This window comes from Streptomyces sp. NPDC091416 (assembly GCF_044756845.1).
Taxonomy (GTDB): domain Bacteria; phylum Actinomycetota; class Actinomycetes; order Streptomycetales; family Streptomycetaceae; genus Streptomyces.
The window spans coordinates 219,014-243,965 of record NZ_JBIVTU010000014.1 but is presented as its reverse complement, the minus strand read 5'-3'; the positions used below and the strand labels follow the sequence as shown (position 1 = coordinate 243,965).

Sequence of the window (24,952 nt, the reverse complement as noted above, 5' to 3'; positions counted from 1 at the left end):
TTAGCTTGTGGATCCTGATTGGTGGCTGCCTGGAGCCGGACGTGATGCCCGCGTTCGCCGACGGCTGTACCGAAAGGCATGGCGCATGCGCGAAAACACCGCAGAGGGATCGCCGAAAGGGATGAGTCGTGAGGACCTGCTGGCCCTACCGGTAGCCGTTGACCTCGAAACCAGCAATCGCGCTCTTGGGCTCGGGCGGAGCAAGGGGTATGAGCTGGCGAAGCGCGGGGCGTACCCGTGCAAGGTCCTGCGGCTGGGCAACGCCTATCGGGTCGTGACCGCGGATCTGCTGATCCTGTTGGGTCTGGCTGCGTGAAAGGGCGGGAGCGTAGCAAACGGTTCTGCGTTGAGCTGACACAGAAACGCTGGACTGTTGCCAGGTATGGCCGTACGGTCCGTGTTCCCTCAGGGAACAAGGTGGGCCTCCGGCGATGCAACGCCGGAGGCCCGAGCAACCCCGATCGGCCCTGCAAGAACCAACCCGGCGGCAAGGGCGCGCAAGCCCACCACCGCCAGACGAGGAGCTGCCCAGTGGAACCAGAGAACCCCAAGGACTATTCCGAGCCCGCCAAGACGAGCTGGCCCACGACCGCCATCCCTGGTCGGCCAGGTGCACACCTGGGCGCCGCCCAGCCCGTGGACACCGATCCGGGCCTGACCGGCGGTTCGGCCGCCGACAGCGCCGCTGAGGCGCAGGCGCCGAGCGGGCTGGAGGACGTCCCCGACGCGGAGCCGACGCAGGGCTCCACGCTGCTGGATGAACTGCACTCGCAGATAGCCCAGTTCGTGATCCCGCCGTCAGCGGAGGCGCTCGATGCGATCGCCTTGTGGGTGGTGGCCACGCACCTGCAGACCGCGTGGCAGCACGCGCCGCGTCTGGCGGTGGTGGGACCGGAGAAGCGGTGCGGCAAGTCGCGGCTCCTGGACGTGCTGACCGAGACGGTCCACGAGCCGATGCTGACGATCAACACCACGCCGGCGGCGATCTTCCGCTCGATCACCGAGGAGGAGCCGCCGACGCTCCTGGTGGACGAGGCAGACACCATTTTCGGTACGCCGAAGCAGGCAGAGCGGAACGAGGAGACGCGTGGCCTGCTCAACGCCGGTCATCAGCGCGGGCGTTACGTGACTCGGGTCGTCGGTAACGACCACACCCCGCACAAGTTCGCCACCTTCGCCATGGCGGCCATCGCGGGGATCGGCAACCTGCCCGACACGATCATGGACCGGTCGGTCGTGATCCGGATGCGTCGGCGGGCCGAGGGGGAGAAGGTGAAGCCCTTCCGCTCCCGCCGTGACATTCCTGCCCTTCACGAACTGCGCGACCGGGTCAACGCGTGGGCCGGGCCGCTCCTGGAGGAGGCGGCAATCCTTGAGCCGGACATGCCGGTCGAGGACCGTGCCGCCGACACCTGGGAACCCTTGGTGATCGTCGCCGAGCTGGCCGGTGGGTCTTGGCCGCGACGGGCTCGAATGGCGTGCGCACGCATGGTCGCCGCCGAGGTGACAGCCGAGGAGGACAACCCCGGCGGCGCACGGATCCTCGCCGACATCCGTCGGATCTTCGCTGCCCAGCGGGAGGTGGACAGCCTGTCCACCGAGGAACTCCTGCACCACCTGCGCCAGGACCCCGAGAGTCCGTGGGCGGAGTGGGGGCGCGGCGGGCTGAACGCCCGTGAGTTGGGCAGGCTGCTGCGAGGCTTCGGCGTGGGGCCGGGCAACGTCCGGATGGCCGACGGAACGCAGCGCAAGGGCTACACGCGCAACAAGTTCCTCGACAGCTGGCGGCGGTACTGCCCCACTGTCCACCCCGTCGGCACCCGCCCCGCCCCCGGCAGGGGCTGAGTCCCGCCGCCCTGGTTGCCGTCCCTGCCGTCCCTGCCGTGATCTCGCAGGTCATACGGCCTGCAAGCGAGACGGCGACCGGGGCCAAGACGGCAACGCGATCACGGCCACCGGCGTGGCCGTCCAAGACGCCGTCCGGATCCGTCTTGCACCGTCTCCCGCGTCCTTGCCGTATCGGTGCAGGTCACAGCCCTGGCCAGTGAGACGGAAGACGCAATGCCGCTGTCCCGACTCGGGACAGTTGCCCCTGTCCCGAGCAGGGACAGACGCCGTGTCCCGACTCGGGACAGGGGCACCCCGGTGGGGCACTGGCGCGGCGAACCGCCTGCGGCGTACTGCGAGAGCGCTGAAGACGGCTGGCGGCACCGCCGAGACGGACAGCCCGAGCCGCTGCCGTACCGCCCCTGACCTGCACTTGCAACGGCCAAGACGCCAAAGACGCCCCACACCACCACCCCAGGAGCACCCGCTTGCCCACCCCTCCCCTCTCACCCCCGCACCACCAGCCGGACAACCGAACGACCGAAGGACAGCCCGCAGCGCCCCATGGCGCTGCCGAGCGCTACGCGCTCATCGCGGCCGGCATCGTCATCGTCGCCCTGACCGCCGGAGCGTTCTGTCTCTCCTACGCGCACCTGGCCGACGTCGCCGGGCAGCACGGGCTGGGAGATTCACCGGTCCGCCGCTGGGCGTGGCCCGCCACCCTGGACGCCTTCATCGTCGCGGGTGAGCTGCTCATGCTCCGCGCAGGACTGCGCCAGGTCACCGACCGATGGGCCATCGCCGTGACCGCCATCGGCTCTGTCGGCTCCATCGCCCTGAACGTCGCCGGGGTCAGCGGCACACGCGAAACCGGTGACGTCCCTTTCCTCGACTACGTGGTGGCCGCGGTTCCACCGGCAGCCGCGATGGTGGCCTTCGCCGTACTGATGCGGCAGATCCACCAGCTCGTGGACCAGCACCCGCTCGCAGGTTCCGGGCAAGTGCTGAGGGCATCGGTCACCACCCCCCTCCGGGCCGCCCGAATATCAGCGGAGCCAGCGGAACCCGGCACGCTCACCGAGCCACCGGCCGCCGTGCCCGATGGGCCTCCGGAACCTCCTGCGGACGTTACGGAGACCAAGTCCCGCGGTGGCCGCCCGCCCGGCGCCCCGCTCAGGGATCTCGTGGAGATCGGCAGGGCTGCCTGTGCTGAGCAGGGGAAACTCACCCGAGCCACTGTCCGGAAGGCAGTTGAGGACAAGGGCCTTCCGATTTCCAGTGAGCGGCTGACCGAGGTGACGAACGTCCTCCGGAACGAACTCACAGCCTCCGCCGAAAGCGGTCCATCCAGCGGCTGACCAAACCCGCCGGGTGACCGGAACCCGTTCCGGTCACCCGGCCAGCCGGTCACTACTGGCTCATCACGCCCATGGACGGGTCCGTGTGACCGCTCGCAGCTCACGGACCCGTCCCGAGAGCCCACCCCACCCCCTCGTCTGGAGAACCGTTCATGACGCACGATCCACACCACCCCAAGGAACAGATACCGCTGACGAAGTCGCCTGCGCTGACGGAACGCGTACGGCAGGCACTCGGACGGGCTGCTTCAGACGGAGCAAGTTGTCGGGTAAGGAGTCCTTACCCGACCTCCGCCCCAGGGGAGGCGGAGGCATCCGGCGCCGAGGCAGCACCGGAGTCGGCCGGCCCGGGGGAGCTGGCCGGGTCAGGAGACACCAAGCCGTCGTCGAGCGTGCCGCAGCAGCCAGCGCCGCGTCGCCGCCTGCGTGACAAGCAGTTGCGCGAGCGCCGCGTCCACCCCCGCTACAACGACCACGAGTTCGCCCTCGTCAAGAACGCCGCCGCTCTGAGCGGCATGGCGACCGGTGGCTACGTGGCCGAGTGCTCCCTTGCCGCTGCCCGTGCCAGCGACCCCACCGCAGCTGTCGCCGACTATCGCGCCATGGTGAAGACGCTCATGGCCGCCAACGGACAGCTCGGCAAGATCGGCAGCAACCTCAATCAGCTCACCCATCACCTCAACAAGGACGGCGCCTGGCCCCACCCCGCTACCGTCCAAAGGCTCTTGGCCCGCGTCGAGGCGTCCATCGACGAACTGGACACCGCCATCGCCCAGGTCACCGAGGCCCGGTGAGCTGGTGATACCCAAAATCATCCTCGGCGCGGGCCCGAAAGCCACACAACACACCATCGCCTACCTCTTCGGCAAGGGACGGGCCAACGAGCACACCGACCCACACCTGGTGGCCTCCTGGAACGGCTTCGCCCCAGACCCCGGCCGCAGCCCCCACCGCGACCCGAAGGACGTGCAGGCCCAGCTCGTTGCACAACTCGACCAGCCCGTGAAGATGCTGGGCGACAAGGCCCCCAGGGACACCGTGTGGCACTGCCCCGTCCGCGCCGCGCCCGAAGACCCGATCCTCAGCGACGGGCAGTGGGCGGACATCGCCCGCCGAATAGTGGCCGCCGCCGGCATAGCCCCCGACGGGGACGAGGAAGCCTGCCGCTGGGTGGCCGTCCGTCACGCCGACGACCACATCCACATCGCCGCCACCCTCGTACGCCACGACGGCCGTCGGCCCGAGCGCGGCTACGACCAGCGCGCAGTCCAGCGCGAGGCACGCTCAATCGAAATCGACTACGGGCTCCGGCGGTTGAAGCCAGGAGACGGCACCGGCGCCAAGCACCACACCAGCAAGGAGCACTTCAAGGCCAAGCGCCTGGGCCAGGGCGCCGCCGCCCGTGATGTCCTGCGTCTGCAGGTACGCCGCGCGGTTGCCGCAGCGTCCGACGAGGCCGAGTTCTTCGCACTGCTGGAGAGCACAGGAGTAGCTGTGCGCTTCAAGCGCTGCCCCTCCGGTGATGCGCTCGGCTGCAACTTCGCCCTGCCCCACGACACCAACGACAAGGGCGAGCCAGTCTTCTACGCGGGCTCCACCCTCGCCCCCGACCTGTCTCTGCCCAAGATCCGCAAGAGCCTCGCCACCACCAGCCCCGAACCGGTCACCATCCGGCCGGGCAACCCATGGCACCAAGCCACCGCCGCTGCGGAGCGCATCCCCCACCACCTCACCCACGGCGACGACCGGACCGCCCAAGGCCAACTGGTCCTACTCGGCGCGACGCTGGATCTACTGCCGATCAACGCACCGACCGCGGCGAAGGCCGAACTGGAACGAGCCGCTGTCGTCTTCGAGCGCGCCACCCGCTCCCGCATCGCGGCCGACCTCGCCAGCACCCACGCTCTGCGGCGGGGAATCCAAACGATCTGGCGAGACCGGCCCTCGGACGGCGACGGGTCGGGAATCGCCATGCTGCTGGACACCGTGCTCACGGCAGTAGTGCTCGCCATGCACTGGCACCGCACCCACCAGCACGCCCAGCAGGAAGCGGCAGCAGAACAGGCTCTCGTACACCTTCAGGTCGCGTACGCCCAGGTCGCCGAGCCGGTCCTGACTGGCCTCGCACAGCGTGCCCCCAGCCCTCAGATGAAGCACCGCTACGCCCACCACCTCCAGCAGGCCGTGCCGGAGCACGCCGAGCGCATTCTCAACGACCCCGCCTGGGACGCACTCACCGCCGTGCTCGCCGAAGCAGAGGCTGTCGGGCACAACGCGACGACCGTCCTCGGTCAGGCCCTCGGCCAGCGCACCCTGGACGACGCCCACAGCCCCGCCCGCGCGCTGACCTGGCGCATCCGCCGCCTTGGTGACCGTCACGCCCCTGGTCCCCGCGCACAGGCGGCCAGGGCGCGCAGCACCCCACTACGCGCTGCTGCCCCTATCCACCAGGCAGCAGCACCTCCGCCGCCACAGGCACCACTACCAGCACGGCGGCGGTGATCAGGCCGGTGCGGACAGTTTGGGAGTAAGCAGCTCCAGCGCCTCTTCCCAGCGGTACTGGTCCGCGCCACCGCCGGCCTTCGGCTTATGGGGCTCGTACGAACCGATCAGGACGCCCATCTCGCGCAGCCGCTCCAGGCTCTGGCTGTATGCGGGATGGGCGGCCTGCGCCGAGTTCAGGTAGGGCATGACGGCAGTAGGGATGCCGAAGCCGTACGCCTCGCACAGGATGCCCAGCGCCAGGGTGTCCGAGATCCCGGCAGCCCATTTGTTGATCGTGTTGAAGGTGGCCGGGGCCACCGCGATGGCGTCGGCGGGCGGTAGCGGCCGTGGGTCGCCGGGCGAGCGCCAGGCGGAGCGGATCGGGTAGCCGGTCTGTGCCTCGACCGCCTCGGCGTCTATGAATCCGAGGCCCTGCGGGGTGGCGACGACACCCACATCCCAGTTCGCCTTCTGGGCCGCGGTGATCAGGATGCCGACGTCGCCGGCGATGCCGGAGGCGCACACGACGACGTAGAGGAAGGGCTTCTTGGTCTGCCGGTCCGGCTGATCACTCACGCGGGGACTCCCAGTTGACGGCTGAAACGGTGCAGTTCCGGCAGCGTACGACGGCGGTCGCGGGCGGCCATGTCGGCCACCAGCTCACGGACGGCAGGTCGGCGGATGTCCTGGGCCGCGCAGCTTTCTGCGATGCGAAGGGCCTGGTACCCGTCCGCCAGGCGGCCCTGCTGGCTGTAGGCGCGGCCGGCCTCGATCCACAGGGCGGCACGACGCTCGGGGACGGGGATGTGGCGGCGCATGAGAGGCCGGGCGGTGTCCAGGGCGACGCCGGCGTCGCCGAAGGCCACCGCCGCGCTGAGTCCGTGCAGGGCGACGTTGGTCGGGCTGAAGTTGGCCCAGGCGTCGGGGCTGTCGAGTGCCACGTAGCGGGCGACTTCCTTCGCCTCGGTGAGGAAGTCCCGGGTAGCGGAGCGGTCGCCGCCGCTGCTGGCGGCGGTGACCCCGCGCAGAAGCAGCAGTCCGAGTGCCGCGAGGTACTTCGGGGAGCGCTGGTCGTACGAGCCCGTGAGCTGGTCGGCGGTGTGCCGGACGAGAACGACGGCTTGAGCGGTGTGGCTGTCACGGGCCAGAGCGTGGGCGTGAACGCGGACGCTGGAGGCGAGGACGACAGGATCGCCGGAGCGTTCGGCCTCGGCCATGGCGCGTCCGACCGCGAGCCAGGCATTGCCCTGGTCGCTCTGCTTGAGCAGCAGGCTCGCCGAGGTCTGGTACGCCGTGGCGAGGAGCCCGGACAGGTCGCTCGATCCGGGACTATCGCTGATGGCCTGCCGTAACTGCCCGATCAGGACGGGCAGCGCGCCTTCCAGCTTTGTGTAATCGCAGGTGCAGAAGAGGCGTCGCACACCTGCGACTTGGTCTCGCACGCTCTGGAGATCCGGCACCGGTTCGTCACTCACACGGGCTGATCCAGGCAGCAGGGACTGGACCAGGTCCTGATGGGCGGTGCCGGGGAGGGTAGGGGCCGCGAGCGCGGCGACGCCGGCGGCGAGAACGGTACGGCGGTGCATGTCCTCTGTCTCGGGTTCGGAGTGGTTGATGTCCGAGGTGGCGGCGAGGCCGAGGCGGTGGGGCGGAATCGCCAGCACGCGCGCGACCTCGCGCAGCATGCGGATGTCGTCCGTGCCCCTGCCGCCTTCCAGGCGGCTCACCTTGGACTGGTGATAGCCCAGGGCGGAGGCGACTTCCCTCTGCGAACGCCGCTGTAATACGCGGGCCTGACGGATCACTTCACCGATCCGTCTCGCTTCGCTGTGCTCTTCGGCCATCTGTGCCACGGCTCCTCCCGCCGTCGCCGATCCTGCCTTCCCAACCGAGCGTAAGGGACTGGCAGTGCACTGTGATGCAGCTCCTGCATAGACGATGCAGCACCCGCACACGCCCTGGTTCGAGAGGCCCGTCCAGCGGTTACGTGGAGTGGCCGAACCGATCAGGAGGCCGCTCATGGAAGCGCACCACATCCGGATTCCCGTCCCCGGCACACCTGCCGGCGCCGCGTCGGCGCGCCGGCAGATCGCCGAGGAGATACGGGGTTGGGGCGCCGTTCTCGGACCTGCACTCCTGGATGCGGCTGTGTTGGTGGCCTCGGAGCTGATCACCAACGCGGTACGGCACGCACACAAAGGACCGATCACAGCCGGCGCCTACCTCAGCGGCAAGGCGCTGCGGATCGCCGTGATCGACACCAGCTTCGACATCCCGGAAGTCGGCCTGCCGGATGCGGAAGAGGAAGACGGACGCGGCCTGTTCCTCGTCGCCGCACTCGCCGACCGCCACGGATTCGACCCACTGCCTTCCGGTAAGCGCTGCTGGGCCGAGCTCGATCTCAGCGCTCCGCTTCCAGCCGCCGCGACACACGTGCCCCAGATGAGGAGCTGACTGTTGCCAGCCGTACGCATTCCCCCAGTCGCCGCTGAAGTGGTCGCCGTGCGCCCGAGCGTTCCGCTCGCCGGGGCCGTGACCGTAGACGGGTCGAAGAACGCGGCCCTGCCCCTGCTGGCCGCCGCCGCAGCCATGCACCGCCCGGTGCACCTGAGCAACGTCCCGGCCAACACGGATGTCAGAACGATGCTCACCCTCCTCCAGCAGACCGGCTGGCACGCGACCCGCCCGGTCAGCGATCCACACACCACGGTGATCCTGCCGAGCGACAAGCAACGGCCGGACCCCGCCCCCGAGGTCGCTGCTCGTATCAGGGCCTCGTACTACCTGGTCCCGGCACTTCTCGGCGCCTATGGGCGGGCCCGGCTGCCGTGGCCGGGCGGCTGCGCCATCGGGGAACGCGGGATGGAGCAGCACTTCAAGGTGTACGAGCGGTTCGGTGACCGCTCGACCGTCGATGACCGCGGCTACCTCGTGGAAGCAGCCACTGGCGGACGCGGGACGGTGTCGATCATGCTCCCCTTCCGGTCCCGCGGAGCGAGCATCGCCGCTGTCCTGCGCACGGTCGTCGCCGGACGGCCGCTGCGACTGGGCCAACCGAACCTGTCACCCGAAGTGCTCAGTGTCGTAGAAGCGTTGAGGATCTCCGGGTGGGAGTGCCGGGTCAGCGAGGCCGTCCTCACCCTTCAGCCGCCTCGATCCATCTCCGGCGAGGAGATCGCGTGGCGGGTGCCCGGCGACAAGATCGAAGCGGGCACCCTGGCCTGCGCAGTCGCGGTAACAGGCGGCAACGCGCGCATCCTCGGCGTACACCGCGACGACATCACCCCCCTCATCACCGCGCTGCGCTGGCTCGGCATTCCAGCCGAGGCCGAGGACGGCACCCTCACCGTGCAGGCCCAGGACGCTCAGCCCACCGGCCGACCACTGCGAGCCATTGCCTCTCTGTCCCCTGGCGGCCTGGACGCGGACTTCGAGCCCGCGCTGCTGGCCCTGGCCCTCACCTTGCCCGGCACCCACCTGTTCGCCGACGACATCAACCCCGGCCGCCACCGCAACCTGCTGCCCCAGCTCGCCCGCCTCGGAGCCACGATCGACGAGCTCTCGCCCACACAGTGCCGCTTCGCCGGGCCGCAACGGCTCACCGGCGCCGGAGTAGAGGCCACCGACATCCGCACGGGCTCCGCCCTGCTCATCGCTGGCCTCACCGCTCACGGCGTGACCACCCTCGGCGGCCTCGAACAGCTCCGGCGCGGCCACGCCGACCTGCCCGTCAAGCTGCACGCCCTCGGAGCCGACATCTGCGAGGTGATCCCGTGAACCGGCAACTACGGCAAATCATCGCGACCACCGACGTCCACTCCGCCTTCGACTCGGCCGCTCCGATGCTCGCCCACCTCCACGCTGCGAGGCCCGACAGCCTGATCGTGGACTGCGGAGACTTCTTCGAGGGGAGCGGCTACTACCACCTCGGCGAAGGACGCATCGAGCGCGAAGTCCTCACCACTCTGTACGACCTGCTCGCGCCCGGAAACCACGGGTGGCCGCACTACTTCGAGCCGCGGCTGCACCGGATGACGGTGTGCGCGAACACAACCGACGACTGCGGCACGCCACTCTTCGACCGAGTACGCATCCAGGACATCGGAGGACGACGAGTCGCTGTCACCGCGGTGATGGGCCCGCAGGCGTTCAACGCCATCCCTGCCGACCAGCGCGCCGGCCACCGCATCAGCAACCCCGCACAGGCGCTGCACGAAGTGATGCAGGAGAACCACCACTGCGCTGACGCGTGGATGGTGCTGTCCCACTCCGGCTTCGAGGAGGACCTGAAGCTGGCCGCAGCCTGCCCGCGCGCCGATGTCATCTTCGCCGGGCACTGCCACAGCGACCGCTTCGGCCCCGTGCACGTCGGCGACACCCTCGTGGTCAAGGGCCGCGAACTCGGTGCCGGATACGCCGCCGCCGAGCCTGTCGGCAGCGGCTGGGGCGCCCGCATCGGGTGCTTCCCCGATGCTCATTCCGTTCCTCACGAACTCACCTCGCTGATGGAGAAGATCTCAGCCATCGGACTGCGGCTGAGAAGCCCCATCGGCGCTGTGGACGAGCGCCTCCGCGATGCACCCTTGGCTCGCCGCAGACTGCTCGAAGAGATCGCCGGCCGACTGCACTCCGGCCTCGGCGCTGACGCGGTCATCCTCAACGAGACCGCCCTGCGTCCCGTGCCACTCGGCGCCACGCTGACCCTCGGCGACCTGCTGGCCATCGAGCCCTTCGGCAACCAGCTCGTGCATGCCTTCCTCCCCGAGCAGCACGTCCAGGACCACGACAAGCTGCTCGACCACCTCACCGAACTTGTCGGCCCTCTGATCGTCGTCCCTGCACCTCTTCCCCCGGCGATCCGAACCGTGCTGACCACCGACTACCTCGCCGACAGCTACCTCGGCGGGCGAACTCATCAAGCAGGCTTACGCCTTCGCCAAGCCGTAAGCCATGTCCTGACCACTCGCTCGCCAGCTCCGCCGACTCCCAAGAAGGAGGCCAGTAATGATCCTCACCGGACCTGAGATCAAGGCTGCCGTGGCCAACGGGCGCTTACGAATCTCCCCCTTCACCCCGGACCAGACGAACCCCAACAGCTACAACGTCCGCCTCGGTCCGACCTTGCTGACGTATGCCGCCAAGGTGATCGACGCCCACCAGACCAATCCCACACGCTCAATCCAGATCGGCGACAACGGATACGTCCTGCAGCCCGGCGAGCTGTACCTCGGCCACACCGTCGAGGAGGTCGGCTCAGACATCTTCGTCCCCCTGCTCTTCGGCCGCTCCTCGGTCGGACGCCTCGGCCTGTTCGTCGAGATCACCGCACCGATCGGCGACATCGGCTTCCACGGACAGTGGACCTTGATGCTCTCGCCCATCCGCCCTCTACGGGTGTACGCGGGCATGAAGATCGGACAGATCATGTTCTTCGTCTCCACCGGCGACGTCGACCTGTACCGCGGCAAGTACCAGGGCGCCGCCGGCCCCCAGCCCTCCCGCTACTGGCAGGACACCACGCCCATCCAGGCGGTCGCCTCGTGATCCTCACAGGCTCAGCCATCGCCGCTGCCGTCAGCACGGGACAGATCACCATCTCCCCCTATGAGCCCGCGCGAATCTCACCCAATGCGTACGACTGGCGGCTGGGCGACACGATCCGCATCTGTGACGGCGACCTCGACGCCGCCACCCGCACCACCTTCACCGAACACCCCATCCCCACCTCCGGTTTGGTCCTGCGACCCGGAGTGCTCTACCTCGGCGTCACCCTGGAGAAGACCGGCTCGGAAACATACGCACAGCTCCTCAACGGGGACCGCACCATCGGCGCCCTCGGCATCTGGGTCCACGTCTCCGCGCCGCTCGGCCACCAGGGCCACGCGATCCGCTGGACCTTGGAGATCCGTGTCGCCAGGCCCGCCCGCGTCTACCCGGGGATGACCTTCGGCAAGCTCGTCTTCCTCACCACCGTCGGCAGCCCGTCCAGTTACCAGCAACAACGCGCGAAGTACGCGGCGACGAACGGCATCGACATCTCCCGCCTGTACGAAGAGATCCCCCAAGGAGCGTTGTGAAGTCCGTCGTTCGCCCAACCGCGGGCCCTCTGGCAGCTACCTTCCTGGACCTTCCAGCCGGCAGCCCCGGCGGCAGCGTCGAACTCTTCCTCGATCTCTATACCGGCGCCGAGCCCCTCATCCCGGCGCGCGCCTTCATGCTGGCGCCCGCGAGCCCCAGACCTCGCCTCCCATCGGGCCTCGACCTGCTCTCCGTGTCCGGGAAGTGCCTGGAAGGCGCCGGCTTCAGTCGCTACGTTGCGACCCTGCGCCGCGCCCTGGTGACAGCGATCGATCCCGCGCAGATCGGCGTTCTGCACTTGCACCATCTCGCGTTCGGCGCCACCCCCGCCCTGCTGCGGGCTCTGCCGGCACACCCAAGGATCGCGATGGTCCACGGCACCGACCTGCTGTTTGCCGAAGCCCACCGCGACCAGCTCCAGGTACTGCGCGAGACGGCGAGGGCCTCCGACGCAATCGTGGTATCCACCGGCGCCATGGCCGATCACCTGCTCAAACTCGCCCCGCAAACAGACCGCCGCAAGGTCGTCCACATCCCGTGGGGCATCCCCGACCATCTGCTCACTGATCCACCGGCCCGGCCCGCCCGCACGTCAACCAGCCATCTGCGAGTCCTGTACGCAGGACGGCTGACATCCGAGAAGGGCGTCGAGCGCCTCATCACCGGCCTGGCTCCCATTCCGGGCGTCGAGCTGAGCCTCGCCGCCCCCAGAGCCCAGTTCCGCGCCTTGACCCCGCTGCTCCAGCGGGCCGGCGTGCGGGCCCGCTATCTCGGCTGGCTCCGCCGTCCACAGCTGTGGAAAGCCTTCACCGAGCACGACGTGCTGGTCCTGCCATCGACCACCCTGGAGGCCATGGGCCTGGTCGCGCTGGAGGCCCAAGCCTGCGGCCTGCCTGTTCTGTACCAGCCCGTGCCCGGCCTCACCGAGGTCCTCGCAGGGTCCGGAGTGGTCACCGACTTCACGCAGTCCACCGCACTCGCCCGCGACCTGAACCGGCTGCGGACCGCACCGGGACTGCTGCCCGCTCTGCGGCAGGCGGGCTACGCGAATGCCGCCCGCTACCCACTTTCGACGACTGCTCAAGCCCTGACCGACCTGGGCCGCCGGCTCACATGAACGTCGCACAGCAGACGATGCCGCCACGCCGATCGCCCATCGGACCCGCCCACGTCACTACGCTGACCCGGCGGGATGCACACGGCGAACAGGGAGACCATGACGTACCGCACCGACAGCATCGAACAGCTCCTGAGCGAAGGCGTCCGCGACAAGGTCTACCCAGGCGCCGTATGGGCCGTCGGTGACGCTGCCGGCATCCACGTCTCCGGCTCCGCCGGAGTGCTAGACCCCGACGACCCAGGTACGCCGATGCGGCCCGACACCATTTTCGATGCCGCCAGCCTGACGAAGATCCTCGCGGTGTGGGCATCGATCGGCGCCCTCTGGGAGGAAGGCAAACTCGCTCTCGACATCCCACTCGGCACCTTCTGGTCCGAAGTCGACGGCCATCCGCTCGGGGGCGCAACCGCCCGCCAACTGCTGACCCATACGGCCGGCGTTCCGCTGCGAGCCCAGCTCAAGAACCTCTATGGCACGGACCCACAAGACGTTCGTGACGGAGTCCTCCACGAAGCCCTGCACCGTCCCCCCGGCGAGGCCGTCGAGTACACCGATCGAGCCGCTCTCATCCTCGGATACCTCGCCGAGCATCTCGCCGGCCAGCGCCTCAACGAGCTCGCGACTCAGCGGACGTGGCAGCCGCTGGGCATGCATACGACCCGCTTCGGGCCGCTGCCCGCCGAGACCGCCTCACGATGCGCCCCGACCGAACTCGACCCGGAGACCGACGCCCACCTCAAGGGCATCGCCCACGACTTCTCCGCACGGCTCTTGGGCGGAGTGTGCGGGATTGCCGGCGCCTTCACCGTCATGGACGACCTCTGCGTCTTCCTGCGCTACATGCTCGACCCCGTCAACGCGCCCAGCCGGGCAGGGTTCGGCTCCGCCTGGACCGCGGAATCCCTGACCATCCAGACCGGCGACCTGCAGCCGGTACGCGGCCTGTTCTGGCACCCCGCGCCCGGTACTACCCCAACCGACGATATCTGGGTCCACTACGGCTTCACCGGCACGGGCATGTGGATCTCGCCCCGTCAACAACGTTGGGCAGTGCTCCTGACCAACAAGCTCTACTACACCCGCGACCGCCAGCCCCTGACGGACATCCGCAACGCCTTTCGTGGGCTCGCCTTCGACTTAGACCGCAGGCTGTCCTTCGCGGTCGCATAAGACACGCGAAGGACGATGCCCGCGGCCGACGCCCCCAGGTACGCGCTTCACAGCACGCTGGGCGACACCTCGCTGAGGTCCAGTCTCGCCGCGTCAGGTGCGCCTGCCAGGTCGCCGGCCGTGAGTGCGGACAGGTAGCGCTCGGCGTCCAGAGCCGCCGAAGCGCCGCTGCCGGCTGCGGTGATGGCCTGCCTGTACGTGTGGTCCACGACGTCGCCTGCGCCGAAGACACCGGGGATGTTCGTCCGGGTGGTGGGTGCGGCGACCTTGAGGTATCCCTCCTCGTCCAGATCGAGCTGACCGCGGAAGAGGTCGGTACGCGGGTCATGCCCGATCGCGATGAACAGCCCGGTGGCCGCGACATCGCGTGTGGCGCCGGTGAAGACGTCCCGGAGGACAATGCCGCCGAGCATGGGACCGTCCTGTCTGAGTTCGGCGACCTCGGTGTCGAAGGCGAAGGAGATCTTGTCGTCGGCGAAAGCCCGGTTCTGCATGACCTTCGAGGCGCGCAGGGCGGAGCGGCGGTGGACGACGGTCACAGACTTCGCGAAGCGGGTCAGGAAGGTGGCCTCCTCCATGGCGGTGTCCCCGCCGCCGACCACGACGATGTCGCGGTCCCGGAAGAAGAATCCATCGCAGGTGGCGCACCAGGACACACCGCGGCCGGAGAGTTCTTCTTCTCCGGGTATGCCGAGCTTGCGGTAGCCGGAGCCGGTCGCGACGATCACCGTCCTGGCTCGGTGGACGGTGCCGGCGGAGTCGGTGAGGAGTTTCACGGGGCCGGCGAGGTCGACGTCGGTGATGTCGTCGTCGATCATCTCGGCGCCGAACTTCTCGGCCTGGGCCCGCATCTTGTCCATGAGGTCGGGGCCGTCGACACCGTCGGGGAAGCCGGGGAAGTTCTCGACCTCGGTGGTGGTGGTCAGGGAGCCGCCGACGAAGATGCTGCTGCCGAAGAGGACGGGCCGCAGCTGGGCGCGGGCGGTGTAGAGGGCGGCGGTGTAGCCGGCGGGGCCGGACCCGATGATGACGACGTCACGTATCTCGCTCACGCCGTGGCCTCCGGGGCGATCTCCTTGATCAGGCCCTCGACCAGGGTCTTGATCTCGTCGCGGATGGGGCGGACGGCTTCCACGCCCTGGCCGGCCGGGTCGTCCAGCTTCCAGTCGAGGTAGCGCTTGCCGGGGAAGACGGGGCAGGTGTCGCCGCAGCCCATCGTGATGCACACGTCGGACTCGCGGACCGCGTCGGTCGTGAGGATCTTCGGGGTCTCGGCGGAGATGTCGATGCCGACCTCGGCCATCGCCTCGACGGCGGCGGGGTTGACGGCGGCGCCCGGATTCGAGCCGGCGGAACGGACCTCGACCCGGTCCCCGGCCAGATGGGTCAGCCAGGCGGCCGCCATCTGGGAGCGACCCGCATTGTGGACACAGACGAACAGGACGGACGGCTTGCCGGAAGAGTCGGCCATGATGATCGTTCTCTCTCGTCGCACGGCGGAACTCACCCGCCAATGACTTCAGCCCCCGCTGGTATCAGCGGGTAATGATGTGAGAGTATCAGTGCATGCTGACTTCAGTCGATCCTGATCTGATCCGGGTGCTGGGCGATCCGCTCCGCCTCCAGATCGTGACCCTGCTGGCGCGCGAGACGCTCTGTACGACGCACCTGGTCGAGGAGACCGGCGCGAAGCAGACCAACCTCTCCAACCACATGAAGGTCCTGCGCGAGGCCGGGGTGGTGGAGACCGAGCCCTGCGGTCGCTTCACCTACTACAAGCTCAAGCCCGAGGTCCTGGCCGGGCTCTCCGAGCAGTTCGCCGCACTGGCCGACTCCGCCCGCACCGCTTCCGAGAACAAGAGGGCCTGCCCGTGACGTCCACCGAGCCCACCACCTCTCCCGCTCCGGTCGGCGGTGGGGACGATTCGATCGTCAAGAAGCTCTCCACCCTCGACCGCTACCTCGCGGTATGGATCCTGCTCGCCATGGCCGTCGGTCTCGGCCTGGGCCGCCTGATCCCGGGGATGAACGACGCGCTCGCGAAGATCGAGATCGGCGGGATCTCCCTGCCGATCGCGCTCGGCCTGCTGGTCATGATGTATCCGGTGCTGGCCAAGGTCCGCTACGACAAGCTCGACACCGTTACCGGCGACCGCAAACTGATGGTGTCCTCGCTGGTCATCAACTGGATCGTCGGGCCCGCCGTCATGTTCGCCCTGGCGTGGATCTTCCTGTCGGACCTGCCCGAGTACCGTACGGGCCTGATCATCGTCGGCCTCGCCCGCTGCATCGCCATGGTCATCATCTGGAACGACCTCGCCTGCGGCGACCGCGAAGCCGCCGCTGTTCTCGTCGCCCTGAACTCGGTGTTCCAGGTGTTCGCATTCGGCCTGCTGGGCTGGTTCTACCTCGACCTGCTGCCGCGCTGGATGAACCTCGGCGACGGTCAGGGCCTGGACGTATCGGTCTGGCACATCGCGCTGAACGTCGTCATCTTCCTCGGTATCCCGCTGCTGGCCGGCTTCCTCACCCGCCGCATCGGCGAGCAGAAGATGGGCCGCGAGAACTACGAGGCGAAGTTCCTGCCGAAGATCGGCCCCTGGGCGCTGTACGGGCTACTGTTCACGATCGTCATCCTCTTCGCACTCCAGGGGAAGACCATCACCTCCCAGCCGCTGGACGTCGTGCGGATCGCGCTGCCGCTCCTGGTCTACTTCGCGATCATGTTCTTCGGGACCTTCCTCCTGGGCAAGGGCCTCGGCCTCGCGTACGACCGCACCACCACGCTCGCGTTCACCGCCGCGGGCAACAACTTCGAGCTGGCCATCGCCGTCGCCATCGCCACCTTCGGCGTCACCTCCGGCCAGGCGCTGTCGGGCGTCGTCGGCCCGCTCATCGAGGTCCCCGTCCTGATCGGCCTGGTGTACGTCGCACTGGCCTGGCGCAAGAAGTTCGCCCCCTCAGCCCTCGCCACCCCGCAAAAGGACGCCTGAGGCGATGCGTCCTGACGCCGTGACCAGGCAGACGGACGTGGTGGTGATCGGCGGCGGGCAAGCCGGGCTCGCCGCCGGATACCACCTGCGCCGCAAGAAGCTGGACTTCGTGATCCTGGACGCGCAGGAGGCACCCGGCGGGGCCTGGCAGCACACCTGGGACTCCCTGCACCTGTTCTCGCCGGCTGCCTTCTCCTCGCTGCCCGGCCGGATCATGCCGGCCCAGCCGGGCCACGAGTACCCGGATGCCGGGCACGTCGTGGAGTACCTGAGCGACTACGAGCAGCGCTACGAACTGCCCGTTCACCGCCCGGTCCGGGTCCACCAGGTACGCCGGGACGGCGACCGGCTGCGGGTGGAGACGGACAAGGACATCTGGTCCGCCCGGGCCGTCGTCTCGGCGACCGGCACCTGGTGGCGCCCCTTCCTGCCCGCCACCCCCGGGCGGAACGATTTCGCCGGCCGTCAGCTGCACACCAGCGGCTACCGGAGACCGTCCGACTTCACCGGGCAGCGAGTCGTCGTGGTCGGCGGCGGGAACTCCGGGGCGCAGATCGCCGCCGACCTCGCCACTCACGACGCCATCGACCTGACCTGGGTCACCCAGCGCCCCCCACGCTTCCTTGCCGACGACATCGACGGCCGGGCCCTGTTCGACGCCGCGACCGCCCGGCGCCGCGCACTGGACGAAGGGCGCACCGATACGGGCGGCGTCGCCTCCCTGGGCGACATCGTCGCCGTCCCGCCCGTTCGCGAGGCGCGGGATGCCGGACTGCTCAAGGCGTCCCCGATGTTCACCCGGCTCACCGCCGACGGCATCGAGTGGGCGGACGGCATACGGGCCGCAGCCGACGCCGTGATCTGGTGCACCGGCTTCCGCCCCGCCCTGTCCCACCTCGCCCCGCTGGGCCTTCGGGGACCACGCGGCCACATCCCCACGCACGGCACGCGGGCGGCCGGGGAACCGCGCCTGCACCTGCTCGGCTACGGCGACTGGACCGGCCCCGCCTCCGCCACCCTCATCGGCGTCGGCCGCCCGGCCCGCGACGCCGCCGCAGAGATCGCTGAACTCCTCAGCCGCTGAAGGCATCCGAGCCGGCGCCTCCGGCAACGGACTCGATTGCGGCACGACTGGGGCGGCTCAATTGACGTGATGACTGCGGCGTTCGATCAGTTGCACATCCCGCCATATGCCATGGAGTCGGCCGACGCGTTGCCGAGTCCCGATGACGCGGAACCCAGCCTGCTGGTGCAAGGCGAGACTGGCCGCGTTCTCCGGAAAGATCCCCGACTGGACGGTCCAGATCCCGGCCGCCTCCGTGGACGCGATCAATGCGTGCAGCAGAGCGCGAGCAATACCCAGCCCGCGGGCGTCCGGGTGCACGTAGACGGAATGCTCGACCACGCCGGCGTATGCGGCGCGGGCAGAGACAGCCGAGACGGCAATCCAGCCGACCACGGCCGCGTCGGGGGTGAGCGCGACCAGGCGGTGATGAGGCAACCTGGACTTGTCGAACGCCTCCCAAGAGGGGGCGGCTGTTTCGAAGGTGGCGTTGCCTTCATCGATCCCGGACTGGTAGATCGCCAGGACCTGCTGGGCGTGTTCGGCAAGCATGGGGGTGAGGGTGAACTGCGCGGGCACTGCGATTCCTTCCTGCCGCACGATGCTGGCGCCGATTGTGCCGCGTTGCGGCGACGGGTCGAACAGGCCCCCTCCCATCTCAGTGCTCCGGCTTACGGACGGATGCGACGCGGGTGCGGCCGTATGCCGCCGGCCCGGTCTATGGCCCGGTCGGTCACGCAGGACACTTGCAATCGGTACCTAGGTACAGGTTTACCGTCGGAGGTGTTCCCCCTTTTTTGGGGACGCGACGACGGGAGTGAGCGCGATGAGTGATCTGGCGTGGGTGCCGCAGTCCTGCACGCTGCCCACCGAGGAACGCCCTCTGCGGGTCGCAGAGTGGGATGAGCTGTTCACCGAGCACCTGACCTCGATGTCGCGGCCGGGACCGCTGCGGCTGCACCTGGACCTGGCCGGCGGACCCGGCATCGAGGAGCAGGTGCGGGATCTGGCGGAGCGGGAGGGCGGCTGCTGCTCGTTCTTCGCCTTCACCGTCACCCCGGGCGAGAACCTGATCGGCCTGGACATTGCGGTGGACCAGCAACACGCCGTGGTCCTGGAGGCCCTGGCCGCACGGACCGCCGCCGGAGGCCGGCGGTGAGTGCGGGGCTGCGCAGCGGGCAGGTCGCAGAGGCGGCCGGGGTGAACGTCCAGACCCTGCGCTATTACGAGCGGCGCGGTCTGCTGGCCGAGCCGGACCGCAGTAACGGCGGTCACCGCCTGTACGGCGAGGAAGCGGTGACCGCGCTGCGGGTGATCAAGGCCGCGCAGCGACTCGGGTTCACGCTGGAGGAGGTCGCCGAGCTGCTGGAGGCGGGTCGCCATCGGCACGGCCGCCCCGTCGCGGGGCTCCATGACCGCGCTGCGGCCAAGCTCGCCGAGGTCGACGCGAAGATCTCCGACTTGACCACCATCCGGACCACCCTGGCCGCGGCAGTCGAGGCCGGGTGCGACGACCTGGCCGTCTGTGCCGGAAGCCCCTGCTGCCCCATCCCCTTCACCGACCTTGCCGAGGAGAACCGTCATGCCGGACCCTGTTGCTGATCCACGCCCTCACCAGGCGCCGAAGGCCCTGGGCGGCCTGGCCGCTCTGGCCTGCGTGGCGTGCTGCGCGCTTCCGGTCCTGATCACGGCCGGGGTCGTCGGCGCAGGCGCCGGGGCGGTGGTGGGCTGGCTGCCTACTGTCGCCCTCGTCCTTTCGGTACTCGCGGCAGGGACCTGGTGGCTCGGTCGGCGTCGTGGCTCCTGTTCCTGCTCCTCCTCGACGAAGGCCATGGGCGGGGAAGGGTGTGGCTGCAAGGCGTCGGGGGACCCGTTGAAGATCACGGGCGGGGGCCGCCGGGCTTGACCTTCGAGTCGAGGTGAAGGTTTACGGTCGACCGATGAGCACGATGCGGATCTCCCAGCTCGCCGAACGCAGCGGCGTCCCGGCGACCACCCTGCGGTTCTACGAGACCGCCGGTCTGCTGCCCGCCGAGCGGACCCCGGCCGGGTACCGCCTGTACGGGCAGGACGCGGTCGACCGCCTCGCGTTCATCGGGGCGGCCAAGCACTTGGGCCTGCCGCTGGAGGAGATCGCCGAACTGCTCGGGGTGTGGCAGGCGAGCGCCTGCCAGGAGGTGAAGGCCGACCTGCGCGAGCGGGTCGTGGCCCGGATCGCGGAGGCCGAGCGACGGGCAGTCGAGCTGGCCGCGTTCACCGCCTCCCTCCACCAGGCAGTGAAGCATCTGGACGAGCTGCCCGACCGTGAGGACCGCTGCGACCCGCACTGCGCCTTCCTCGCCTTTGGTCCCCGCCCACACCCCGGCGTGACCCTCGACCGCCCACACCTCGGTTCCGTGCCTCTGCGGCCAGGAGCTCTCCCCCACCTCGCTATGTCCCTGAGCAAGGAGCACATACGTTGTCGCAGTCATCCGGCCTGGTCGAAGCCATGGAGCGCCATCAGGTCGCCGTCTACATCGGCGCCCTGGCGGCCGGTGGCCTGGTCGGCTGGGTAGCCCCCTCTGCCGGGCCGAGCCTGGAGCACGCCATCAACCCGGTGCTCGCCGTGCTGCTCTACGTCACGTTCCTGCAGGTGCCCGCCGCCGACCTGCTCCGCTCACTGCGCGCGGGCCGGTTCCTGACCGCGACCCTGGTGGTCAACTTCGTGGTAGTGCCGCTTGTCGTGGCGGCCATGTTCCCGTTCCTGCCCGCCGACCAGGCCGTCCGCCTGGGCATGCTCCTGGTCCTGCTGGCGCCGTGCGTCGACTACGTCATCGTCTTCAGCGGGCTAGCCGGCGGCAGCAGCCAGCGCCTCCTGGCCGCGACCCCGCTGCTCCTGCTGGCCCAGATGATCCTGCTGCCCCTGTTCCTGTTCCTGTTCATGGGCTCCGACCTGGCCGGCATCGTGGAAGCCGGCCCGTTCCTCGAAGCGTTCCTGATCCTGATCGTCATCCCGCTCGCCCTGGCCTGGCTCACCCAGGCATGGGCGGCCCGCCGCACAGCCGGGCAGAAGGTCGCTGATGCGATGGGGACCACCATGGTCCCGCTGATGGCCGCGACCCTGCTGACCGTGGTGGCCTCCCAGGTTCCCAAGCTCGGCGACAGCTTGGCCGACATGGCCCGAGTGGTGCCCTTCTACGTCCTGTTCCTGCTCGTGATGGCCTTCGCCGGACTCGGCGTCGCCCGCTTCTTCCGTCTTGACGCCCCCGACGGGCGGGCCATCGTGTTCACCGGCGCGACCCGCAATTCCCTCGTTGTCCTCCCCCTCGCCCTGGCGCTGCCTGACACCCTGGCCGTCGCCGCAGTTGTCGTGGTCACCCAGACCCTCGTCGAGGTGATCGGCATGGTCGTGTACGTCCGCACGGTCCCACGCCTGCTTCCAGCCCCCAGCGCCCACTCCCGTACAGGAACAGCGCCTCGCGGCTAAAACAGAAGTTGAGCCAGAACCAGTTCTCACGCACAGAGCCGCTGTCGCTCAGCGCCTCTGCAGACGGGACAGCACGTACCCCGCGTCGCGGCCGACGCCGCGCAGAGTCTTGGAGGAGAAGCTGCGCTGGAACTCCATGCCTACGAAACCGAAGCCCGGCACGGTGGTGGCAATGCCGCCCTTGTGGAGCGGTGCGCCGTCGGAGCCGAGGGCGCCGCTGCTGTGCAGGTAGGGAAAGGTGAGCTGGTAGCCGGTGGCGAGCAGGACTGTATCGATGGCTTCTTTCGTTCCGTCGGCCCACACCACGCCCTCGTTCGTGTACCGGGCGAACATGTCGCGGCGTTCAACGCCATGCCGGTCCAGTGCAGCCAGGTAGTGGCCGTCATCGATCACAGAGACGGGGACCTTCGCCAGTAGCCGTCGGATCGGGGCGATATCGAGGCGGGTGTGCTTGAGCCACCAGTGCAGGTCCCGGCCGAGCGGGCGCTGGGCCAACCAGCCGATCGGGCGCCGGCTGGCCAGGGTGGTGTCAGCGACCACGCCGAGGTCCGCAGCAATCTGAATCGCGGAGTTGCCTCCGCCGACCACGACGACCCGCTTCCCCGCGAACACGTCGGGACTGCGGTAGTCAGCGGCGTGCAGTGCCTGGCCGCCGAAGTCCTGGCGGCCAGGGAGGTCCGGAGTGAAGGGCGTGCCGTAGTCGCCGGTCGCGGCGACGACCGCCCCAGCCGTGAACTTCCGCCCGTCGCTGGCAAGCACGGACCAGGCACCGTCCTGCTGCGCTACAGAGGTGACGGAGGTCGAGGTGCGGATGTCGGCGGGCAGGCGTTTGGCGTAGTCGCGCAGGTAGTCCACGACTTCGTCCCGGCGCGGGTAGCGGTCCTGGTCGCCGGGGAACGGCATGCCGGGAAGGGAGGAGTACCGGGCCGGGGAGAACAGCGTGAGGCTGTCGTAGTAGCGCGGCCAAGACCCGCCCGGCTTCTCCGCGGCTTCCAGGACCAGCACGCGGGTGAAGCCATGACGCGGGGCAAGGGCAGCGGTGGCCAAGCCGGACTGTCCGGCGCCGATGACGATGAGATCGGCATGCTCCATGAGAAAGTAGACCCTTCGCTTTAGTCGTTATTTCGGGATGTGACGAAATGTTGGGCAGGAAGCCGTGACAGAAGACGGCGCTGGTACGACCCGCGTGGATCCGGCGACGGCCGACTTCCTCAAGGCACTGGCCAGCGAAACCCGCCAGAAAGTGCTGCAGCAGTTCGCCGGCGGGATCGAGCTGACGGTCGGCGAGATCGCCGACCGCTGTGCCCTGAAGCCGTCGACCACCTCGGAGCACTTGAGCCTGCTGCGCCGCGGTGGCTTGGTGATCTCCCGCAAGGACGGCAAGCAGGTCTACTACCGGGCCGACGGTGCCACGATGGCCCAGCGCCTCTCCGCACTCCAGGCGTATCTGGCGAACTGCTGCCCGCCCGACTGCGCCACTTGACCCGCAGGGGCGGGCGGGAGGTCAGCTGCGCAGGTCAAGCATGGCGGCCATGGCCGCCACGACGGACGGGGCTACCTGGTAGTAGACCCAGGTTCCGCGTCGCTCCGAGGTAAGCAGGCCAGCCTCGCGCAGCTTCTTCAGGTGATGGGAGACCGTCGGCTGGGAGACGCCGACGTCCTGGATGTCGCACACACACGCCTCGCCGCCGGGATGTGAGGCGACTCTGGAGAACAGCCGAAGCCGGATCGGGTCGGACAGCGCCTTGAACATCAGGGCCATCCGCTCCGCGTCATCCTGCGACAGCTCTCCCGCAGTGATCGGCGGGCAGCACGGCACCGCCGTTACGGGGTCCAGAACCGGCAGCTCCACTACCTCTGACTTCGACATGTGTCTATGTTGACACTCATCAATGCGAGTGGCAAGCTTCGAATATAGACAGCAATCAAAACAGCGGCCGGGTGCGGTCGCCCATCCCGGAGGACATCACCGCCATGACCACCACTGCAAACCTTCCGGTAGTCGTCATCGGCGCCGGCCCTGCCGGGCTCGCAGCCGCCGCCCACCTCGTCGAGCGAGGCATCGAACCGCTGGTCCTGGAAGCCGGGTCCTCCGCGGCCACCGCGGTGCGTGCCTGGTCGCACGTACGGCTCTTCTCTACCTGGAACGAACTGACCGATACCGCCGCCGAGAAGCTCCTGGCGCCGACCGGCTGGACCAAGCCCGCCGCGGAGATCTACCCCACGGGCGGAGACTGGGCCGAGCAGTACCTCCAGCCGCTCGCCGACGTCCTCGAAGACAAGGTCCGCTACGGCGCCACCGTCACCGGCGTCTCGCGCCTCGGCCGGGACCGGATCGTCGACGCCGACCGAGAGCAGCAGCCCTTCACCGTCCGCCTCACGCTCGCCGACGGCACCGAGGACCGAATCCTCGGCCGGGCCGTGATCGACGCGTCCGGTACGTGGTCCACCCCCAGCCCGATCGGCGCCGACGGGCTGCCCGCCCTCGGCGAACGCGCCGCCTCCGCCCACATCTCCTACCGCATCCCCGACCTCAAGGACCCCGCAGTCCGGGCCCGGTACGCGGGAAAGCGCACAGCCGTCATCGGTTCCGGGGCCTCTGCGTTCACCGCGCTGGCCACCCTCGCCGACCTCGCAAAGAACGAACCAGGTACGCACTCCGTGTGGATCCTGCGCCGCGGTATCAGCGGGTCCACCTTCGGCGGTGGCAGCGCCGACCAGCTTCCCGCCCGAGGCGCCCTGGGCCTGGCCGCCAAGGCCGCCGTCGACGACGGGTACGCCGACGCCGTCACCGGCTTCCGCACTGAGGTCATCGAGCCCACTGCCGACGATCGTCTGACCCTCGTGGGTGAGGACGGCCGACGCCTCGACCCGGTGGACGAGGTCATCGTCCTGACGGGCCTGCGCCCCGACCTGTCCTTCCTGTCCGAGCTCCGCCTCGCCCTGGACGAGCGCCTGCAGGCACCGGTGGAGCTCGCACCGCTCATCGACCCGAACCAGCACTCCTGCGGCACCGTGTACCCGCACGGCCACCGCGAGCTGTCCCACCCCGAAAAGGGCGTCTACCTCGTCGGCATGAAGTCCTACGGCCGCGCCCCCACCTTCCTCGCCATGACCGGCTACGAACAGGTCCGCTCCGTCACCGCCGCCATCGCCGGTGACACCGAGTCCGCCGACCGCGTCGAACTCACCCTCCCCGAAACCGGAGTCTGCGGCGGCGCCGGACTCTTCGACGGCCCCGCAGCCGGCCAGGCCGACGAAGGCGGCTGCTGCGCTCCGGCACCCGCCCTCGTACAGATCGGCACCGGCATCTCCGTGCCGGTCGCAGTCGCCGAGGACACAGCGTCCGGTGGGTGCTGCGGGTCCTGAAACACCGCACCCAGGCCGCTCTCG

At 69.2% G+C, this 24,952-nt stretch carries 29 protein-coding genes; 22 read left to right on the top strand and 7 right to left on the bottom strand.

Translation table 11 applies throughout. The annotated features are described in order from the left end of the window. The first annotated feature begins 85 nt into the window (after positions 1-85). The 5 genes from ACIQMX_RS33975 to ACIQMX_RS33955 all read left to right on the top strand — a co-directional run bounded on the left by ACIQMX_RS33975 (position 86) and on the right by ACIQMX_RS33955 (position 5,687). On the top strand, positions 86-316 hold the full coding sequence (locus ACIQMX_RS33975; protein WP_328900683.1) for a hypothetical protein: 231 nt from the start codon (positions 86-88) through the stop codon (positions 314-316). Between the two features lie 215 nt (positions 317-531). Further along, a complete protein-coding gene (locus ACIQMX_RS33970) occupies positions 532-1,845 on the top strand; it encodes a DUF3631 domain-containing protein (protein WP_402483907.1) in 1,314 nt (437 codons plus the stop codon). Between the two features lie 470 nt (positions 1,846-2,315). Further along, positions 2,316-3,185 carry a DUF2637 domain-containing protein gene (locus ACIQMX_RS33965; RefSeq protein ID WP_402483905.1) on the top strand — a complete coding sequence of 290 codons (870 nt, stop codon included), beginning with the start codon at positions 2,316-2,318 and terminating at the stop codon, positions 3,183-3,185. Between the two features lie 392 nt (positions 3,186-3,577). Further along, positions 3,578-3,979: a plasmid mobilization protein gene (locus ACIQMX_RS33960; protein WP_402483903.1), complete on the top strand. Its 402-nt coding sequence runs from the start codon at positions 3,578-3,580 to the stop codon at positions 3,977-3,979. A gap of 4 nt (positions 3,980-3,983) precedes the next feature. Further along, entirely contained in the window at positions 3,984-5,687 is a 1,704-nt protein-coding gene (locus ACIQMX_RS33955; protein ID WP_402483901.1) for a mobilization protein, read from the top strand. Here the strand turns inward: ACIQMX_RS33955 and ACIQMX_RS33950 are convergent, their stop codons facing one another. Then, positions 5,688-6,245, bottom strand: coding sequence for a flavoprotein (locus ACIQMX_RS33950; protein WP_402483899.1), 558 nt, complete (start codon positions 6,243-6,245; stop codon positions 5,688-5,690). Then, positions 6,242-7,513, bottom strand: a complete 1,272-nt coding sequence (locus tag ACIQMX_RS33945; protein WP_402483897.1) for a helix-turn-helix domain-containing protein — start codon at positions 7,511-7,513, stop codon at positions 6,242-6,244. The genes ACIQMX_RS33950 and ACIQMX_RS33945 overlap by 4 nt, the downstream gene beginning before the upstream one ends. 148 nt (positions 7,514-7,661) lie before the next feature. Between ACIQMX_RS33945 and ACIQMX_RS33940 the strand changes: the two genes are divergently transcribed. The 7 genes from ACIQMX_RS33940 to ACIQMX_RS33910 all read left to right on the top strand — a co-directional run bounded on the left by ACIQMX_RS33940 (position 7,662) and on the right by ACIQMX_RS33910 (position 14,037). After that, positions 7,662-8,123: an ATP-binding protein gene (locus tag ACIQMX_RS33940; protein WP_402483895.1), complete on the top strand. Its 462-nt coding sequence runs from the start codon at positions 7,662-7,664 to the stop codon at positions 8,121-8,123. A 39-nt stretch (positions 8,124-8,162) separates the two neighbouring features. Next, positions 8,163-9,446, top strand: coding sequence for a UDP-N-acetylglucosamine 1-carboxyvinyltransferase (locus ACIQMX_RS33935; protein ID WP_402483957.1), 1,284 nt, complete (start codon positions 8,163-8,165; stop codon positions 9,444-9,446). After that, complete coding sequence (locus tag ACIQMX_RS33930) at positions 9,443-10,693, top strand: metallophosphoesterase (protein ID WP_402483893.1); 1,251 nt, start codon at positions 9,443-9,445, stop codon at positions 10,691-10,693. The genes ACIQMX_RS33935 and ACIQMX_RS33930 overlap by 4 nt, the downstream gene beginning before the upstream one ends. Further along, positions 10,674-11,213, top strand: coding sequence for a dCTP deaminase (gene dcd / locus ACIQMX_RS33925; RefSeq protein ID WP_402483891.1), 540 nt, complete (start codon positions 10,674-10,676; stop codon positions 11,211-11,213). The genes ACIQMX_RS33930 and dcd overlap by 20 nt, the downstream gene beginning before the upstream one ends. Continuing rightward, complete coding sequence (locus ACIQMX_RS33920; protein WP_402483889.1) at positions 11,210-11,746, top strand: dCTP deaminase domain-containing protein; 537 nt, start codon at positions 11,210-11,212, stop codon at positions 11,744-11,746. The genes dcd and ACIQMX_RS33920 overlap by 4 nt, the downstream gene beginning before the upstream one ends. Beyond that, positions 11,743-12,864: a glycosyltransferase family 4 protein gene (locus tag ACIQMX_RS33915; protein ID WP_402483887.1), complete on the top strand. Its 1,122-nt coding sequence runs from the start codon at positions 11,743-11,745 to the stop codon at positions 12,862-12,864. The genes ACIQMX_RS33920 and ACIQMX_RS33915 overlap by 4 nt, the downstream gene beginning before the upstream one ends. A 99-nt stretch (positions 12,865-12,963) precedes the next feature. Next, positions 12,964-14,037, top strand: coding sequence for a serine hydrolase domain-containing protein (locus ACIQMX_RS33910; protein ID WP_402483885.1), 1,074 nt, complete (start codon positions 12,964-12,966; stop codon positions 14,035-14,037). Positions 14,038-14,084: 47 nt separating this feature from the next. On the opposite strand, the gene trxB is transcribed toward ACIQMX_RS33910, so the two are convergent. Both trxB and ACIQMX_RS33900 read right to left on the bottom strand, forming a co-directional pair. Beyond that, a complete protein-coding gene (trxB, locus tag ACIQMX_RS33905; RefSeq protein ID WP_402483883.1) occupies positions 14,085-15,089 on the bottom strand; it encodes a thioredoxin-disulfide reductase in 1,005 nt (334 codons plus the stop codon). Further along, positions 15,086-15,508: an arsenate reductase ArsC gene (locus ACIQMX_RS33900; protein ID WP_402483881.1), complete on the bottom strand. Its 423-nt coding sequence runs from the start codon at positions 15,506-15,508 to the stop codon at positions 15,086-15,088. Before ACIQMX_RS33900 ends, trxB begins: the two co-directional genes overlap by 4 nt. Before the next feature lie 95 nt (positions 15,509-15,603). Between ACIQMX_RS33900 and ACIQMX_RS33895 the strand changes: the two genes are divergently transcribed. From ACIQMX_RS33895 to ACIQMX_RS33885, 3 genes are read left to right on the top strand one after another with little or no spacing between them, the layout of a single operon-like run. Then, positions 15,604-15,912 carry a helix-turn-helix transcriptional regulator gene (locus tag ACIQMX_RS33895; RefSeq protein WP_145764059.1) on the top strand — a complete coding sequence of 103 codons (309 nt, stop codon included), beginning with the start codon at positions 15,604-15,606 and terminating at the stop codon, positions 15,910-15,912. Beyond that, positions 15,909-17,030, top strand: a complete 1,122-nt coding sequence (gene arsB, locus ACIQMX_RS33890; RefSeq protein ID WP_402483878.1) for an ACR3 family arsenite efflux transporter — start codon at positions 15,909-15,911, stop codon at positions 17,028-17,030. The genes ACIQMX_RS33895 and arsB overlap by 4 nt, the downstream gene beginning before the upstream one ends. Before the next feature lie 4 nt (positions 17,031-17,034). Continuing rightward, complete coding sequence (locus ACIQMX_RS33885) at positions 17,035-18,114, top strand: ArsO family NAD(P)H-dependent flavin-containing monooxygenase (RefSeq protein ID WP_402483876.1); 1,080 nt, start codon at positions 17,035-17,037, stop codon at positions 18,112-18,114. Positions 18,115-18,171: 57 nt separating this feature from the next. Here ACIQMX_RS33885 and ACIQMX_RS33880 read toward each other — a convergent pair whose 3' ends face one another. Further along, the gene (locus ACIQMX_RS33880; RefSeq protein ID WP_402483955.1) at positions 18,172-18,645 is read right to left on the bottom strand and encodes a GNAT family N-acetyltransferase; all 474 of its coding nucleotides are present in this window, start codon (positions 18,643-18,645) and stop codon (positions 18,172-18,174) included. A 274-nt stretch (positions 18,646-18,919) separates the two neighbouring features. Here ACIQMX_RS33880 and ACIQMX_RS33875 point away from each other — a divergent pair, with 274 nt between their 5' ends. Genes ACIQMX_RS33875 through ACIQMX_RS33855 form a run of 5 tightly spaced genes read left to right on the top strand, consistent with a single transcriptional unit; the run spans position 18,920 to position 21,559 of the window. Then, positions 18,920-19,252: a hypothetical protein gene (locus tag ACIQMX_RS33875; RefSeq protein ID WP_402483874.1), complete on the top strand. Its 333-nt coding sequence runs from the start codon at positions 18,920-18,922 to the stop codon at positions 19,250-19,252. Next, positions 19,249-19,695, top strand: coding sequence for a MerR family transcriptional regulator (locus tag ACIQMX_RS33870; protein WP_402483872.1), 447 nt, complete (start codon positions 19,249-19,251; stop codon positions 19,693-19,695). The genes ACIQMX_RS33875 and ACIQMX_RS33870 overlap by 4 nt, the downstream gene beginning before the upstream one ends. After that, positions 19,676-19,999: a hypothetical protein gene (locus tag ACIQMX_RS33865; RefSeq protein ID WP_402483871.1), complete on the top strand. Its 324-nt coding sequence runs from the start codon at positions 19,676-19,678 to the stop codon at positions 19,997-19,999. Before ACIQMX_RS33870 ends, ACIQMX_RS33865 begins: the two co-directional genes overlap by 20 nt. A 34-nt stretch (positions 20,000-20,033) precedes the next feature. Continuing rightward, positions 20,034-20,648, top strand: coding sequence for a MerR family transcriptional regulator (locus ACIQMX_RS33860; RefSeq protein ID WP_402483869.1), 615 nt, complete (start codon positions 20,034-20,036; stop codon positions 20,646-20,648). After that, complete coding sequence (locus tag ACIQMX_RS33855; RefSeq protein WP_402483953.1) at positions 20,582-21,559, top strand: arsenic resistance protein; 978 nt, start codon at positions 20,582-20,584, stop codon at positions 21,557-21,559. The genes ACIQMX_RS33860 and ACIQMX_RS33855 overlap by 67 nt, the downstream gene beginning before the upstream one ends. 48 nt (positions 21,560-21,607) lie before the next feature. On the opposite strand, the gene ACIQMX_RS33850 is transcribed toward ACIQMX_RS33855, so the two are convergent. Next, entirely contained in the window at positions 21,608-22,651 is a 1,044-nt protein-coding gene (locus ACIQMX_RS33850; protein ID WP_402483867.1) for a flavin-containing monooxygenase, read from the bottom strand. 64 nt (positions 22,652-22,715) lie between these two features. Here ACIQMX_RS33850 and ACIQMX_RS33845 point away from each other — a divergent pair, with 64 nt between their 5' ends. Continuing rightward, on the top strand, positions 22,716-23,042 hold the full coding sequence (locus ACIQMX_RS33845; RefSeq protein WP_355972203.1) for a metalloregulator ArsR/SmtB family transcription factor: 327 nt from the start codon (positions 22,716-22,718) through the stop codon (positions 23,040-23,042). A 21-nt stretch (positions 23,043-23,063) separates the two neighbouring features. On the opposite strand, the gene ACIQMX_RS33840 is transcribed toward ACIQMX_RS33845, so the two are convergent. Further along, positions 23,064-23,429: a helix-turn-helix transcriptional regulator gene (locus tag ACIQMX_RS33840; RefSeq protein ID WP_103492409.1), complete on the bottom strand. Its 366-nt coding sequence runs from the start codon at positions 23,427-23,429 to the stop codon at positions 23,064-23,066. Positions 23,430-23,533: 104 nt separating this feature from the next. On the opposite strand from ACIQMX_RS33840, the gene ACIQMX_RS33835 reads away from it, so the two are divergent. Beyond that, positions 23,534-24,928, top strand: coding sequence for an NAD(P)-binding domain-containing protein (locus tag ACIQMX_RS33835; protein ID WP_402483865.1), 1,395 nt, complete (start codon positions 23,534-23,536; stop codon positions 24,926-24,928). Positions 24,929-24,952: the final 24 nt, after the last annotated feature.

Bases quoted from the DNA above. Each gene is read 5' to 3' on its own strand.
- ACIQMX_RS33975 (WP_328900683.1), top strand. From the start codon at position 86: ATGCGCGAAAACACCGCAGAGGGATCGCCGAAAGGGATGAGTCGTGAG.
- ACIQMX_RS33945 (WP_402483897.1), bottom strand. From the start codon at position 7,513: ATGGCCGAAGAGCACAGCGAAGCGAGACGGATCGGTGAAGTGATCCGT.
- dcd (WP_402483891.1), top strand. From the start codon at position 10,674: ATGATCCTCACCGGACCTGAGATCAAGGCTGCCGTGGCCAACGGGCGC.
- ACIQMX_RS33910 (WP_402483885.1), top strand. From the start codon at position 12,964: ATGACGTACCGCACCGACAGCATCGAACAGCTCCTGAGCGAAGGCGTC.
- ACIQMX_RS33900 (WP_402483881.1), bottom strand. From the start codon at position 15,508: ATGGCCGACTCTTCCGGCAAGCCGTCCGTCCTGTTCGTCTGTGTCCAC.
- ACIQMX_RS33895 (WP_145764059.1), top strand. From the start codon at position 15,604: ATGCTGACTTCAGTCGATCCTGATCTGATCCGGGTGCTGGGCGATCCG.
- ACIQMX_RS33885 (WP_402483876.1), top strand. From the start codon at position 17,035: ATGCGTCCTGACGCCGTGACCAGGCAGACGGACGTGGTGGTGATCGGC.
- ACIQMX_RS33880 (WP_402483955.1), bottom strand. From the start codon at position 18,645: ATGCTTGCCGAACACGCCCAGCAGGTCCTGGCGATCTACCAGTCCGGG.
- ACIQMX_RS33875 (WP_402483874.1), top strand. From the start codon at position 18,920: ATGAGTGATCTGGCGTGGGTGCCGCAGTCCTGCACGCTGCCCACCGAG.
- ACIQMX_RS33865 (WP_402483871.1), top strand. From the start codon at position 19,676: ATGCCGGACCCTGTTGCTGATCCACGCCCTCACCAGGCGCCGAAGGCC.
- ACIQMX_RS33860 (WP_402483869.1), top strand. From the start codon at position 20,034: ATGAGCACGATGCGGATCTCCCAGCTCGCCGAACGCAGCGGCGTCCCG.
- ACIQMX_RS33855 (WP_402483953.1), top strand. From the start codon at position 20,582: ATGGAGCGCCATCAGGTCGCCGTCTACATCGGCGCCCTGGCGGCCGGT.
- ACIQMX_RS33850 (WP_402483867.1), bottom strand. From the start codon at position 22,651: ATGGAGCATGCCGATCTCATCGTCATCGGCGCCGGACAGTCCGGCTTG.
- ACIQMX_RS33840 (WP_103492409.1), bottom strand. From the start codon at position 23,429: ATGTCGAAGTCAGAGGTAGTGGAGCTGCCGGTTCTGGACCCCGTAACG.
- ACIQMX_RS33835 (WP_402483865.1), top strand. From the start codon at position 23,534: ATGACCACCACTGCAAACCTTCCGGTAGTCGTCATCGGCGCCGGCCCT.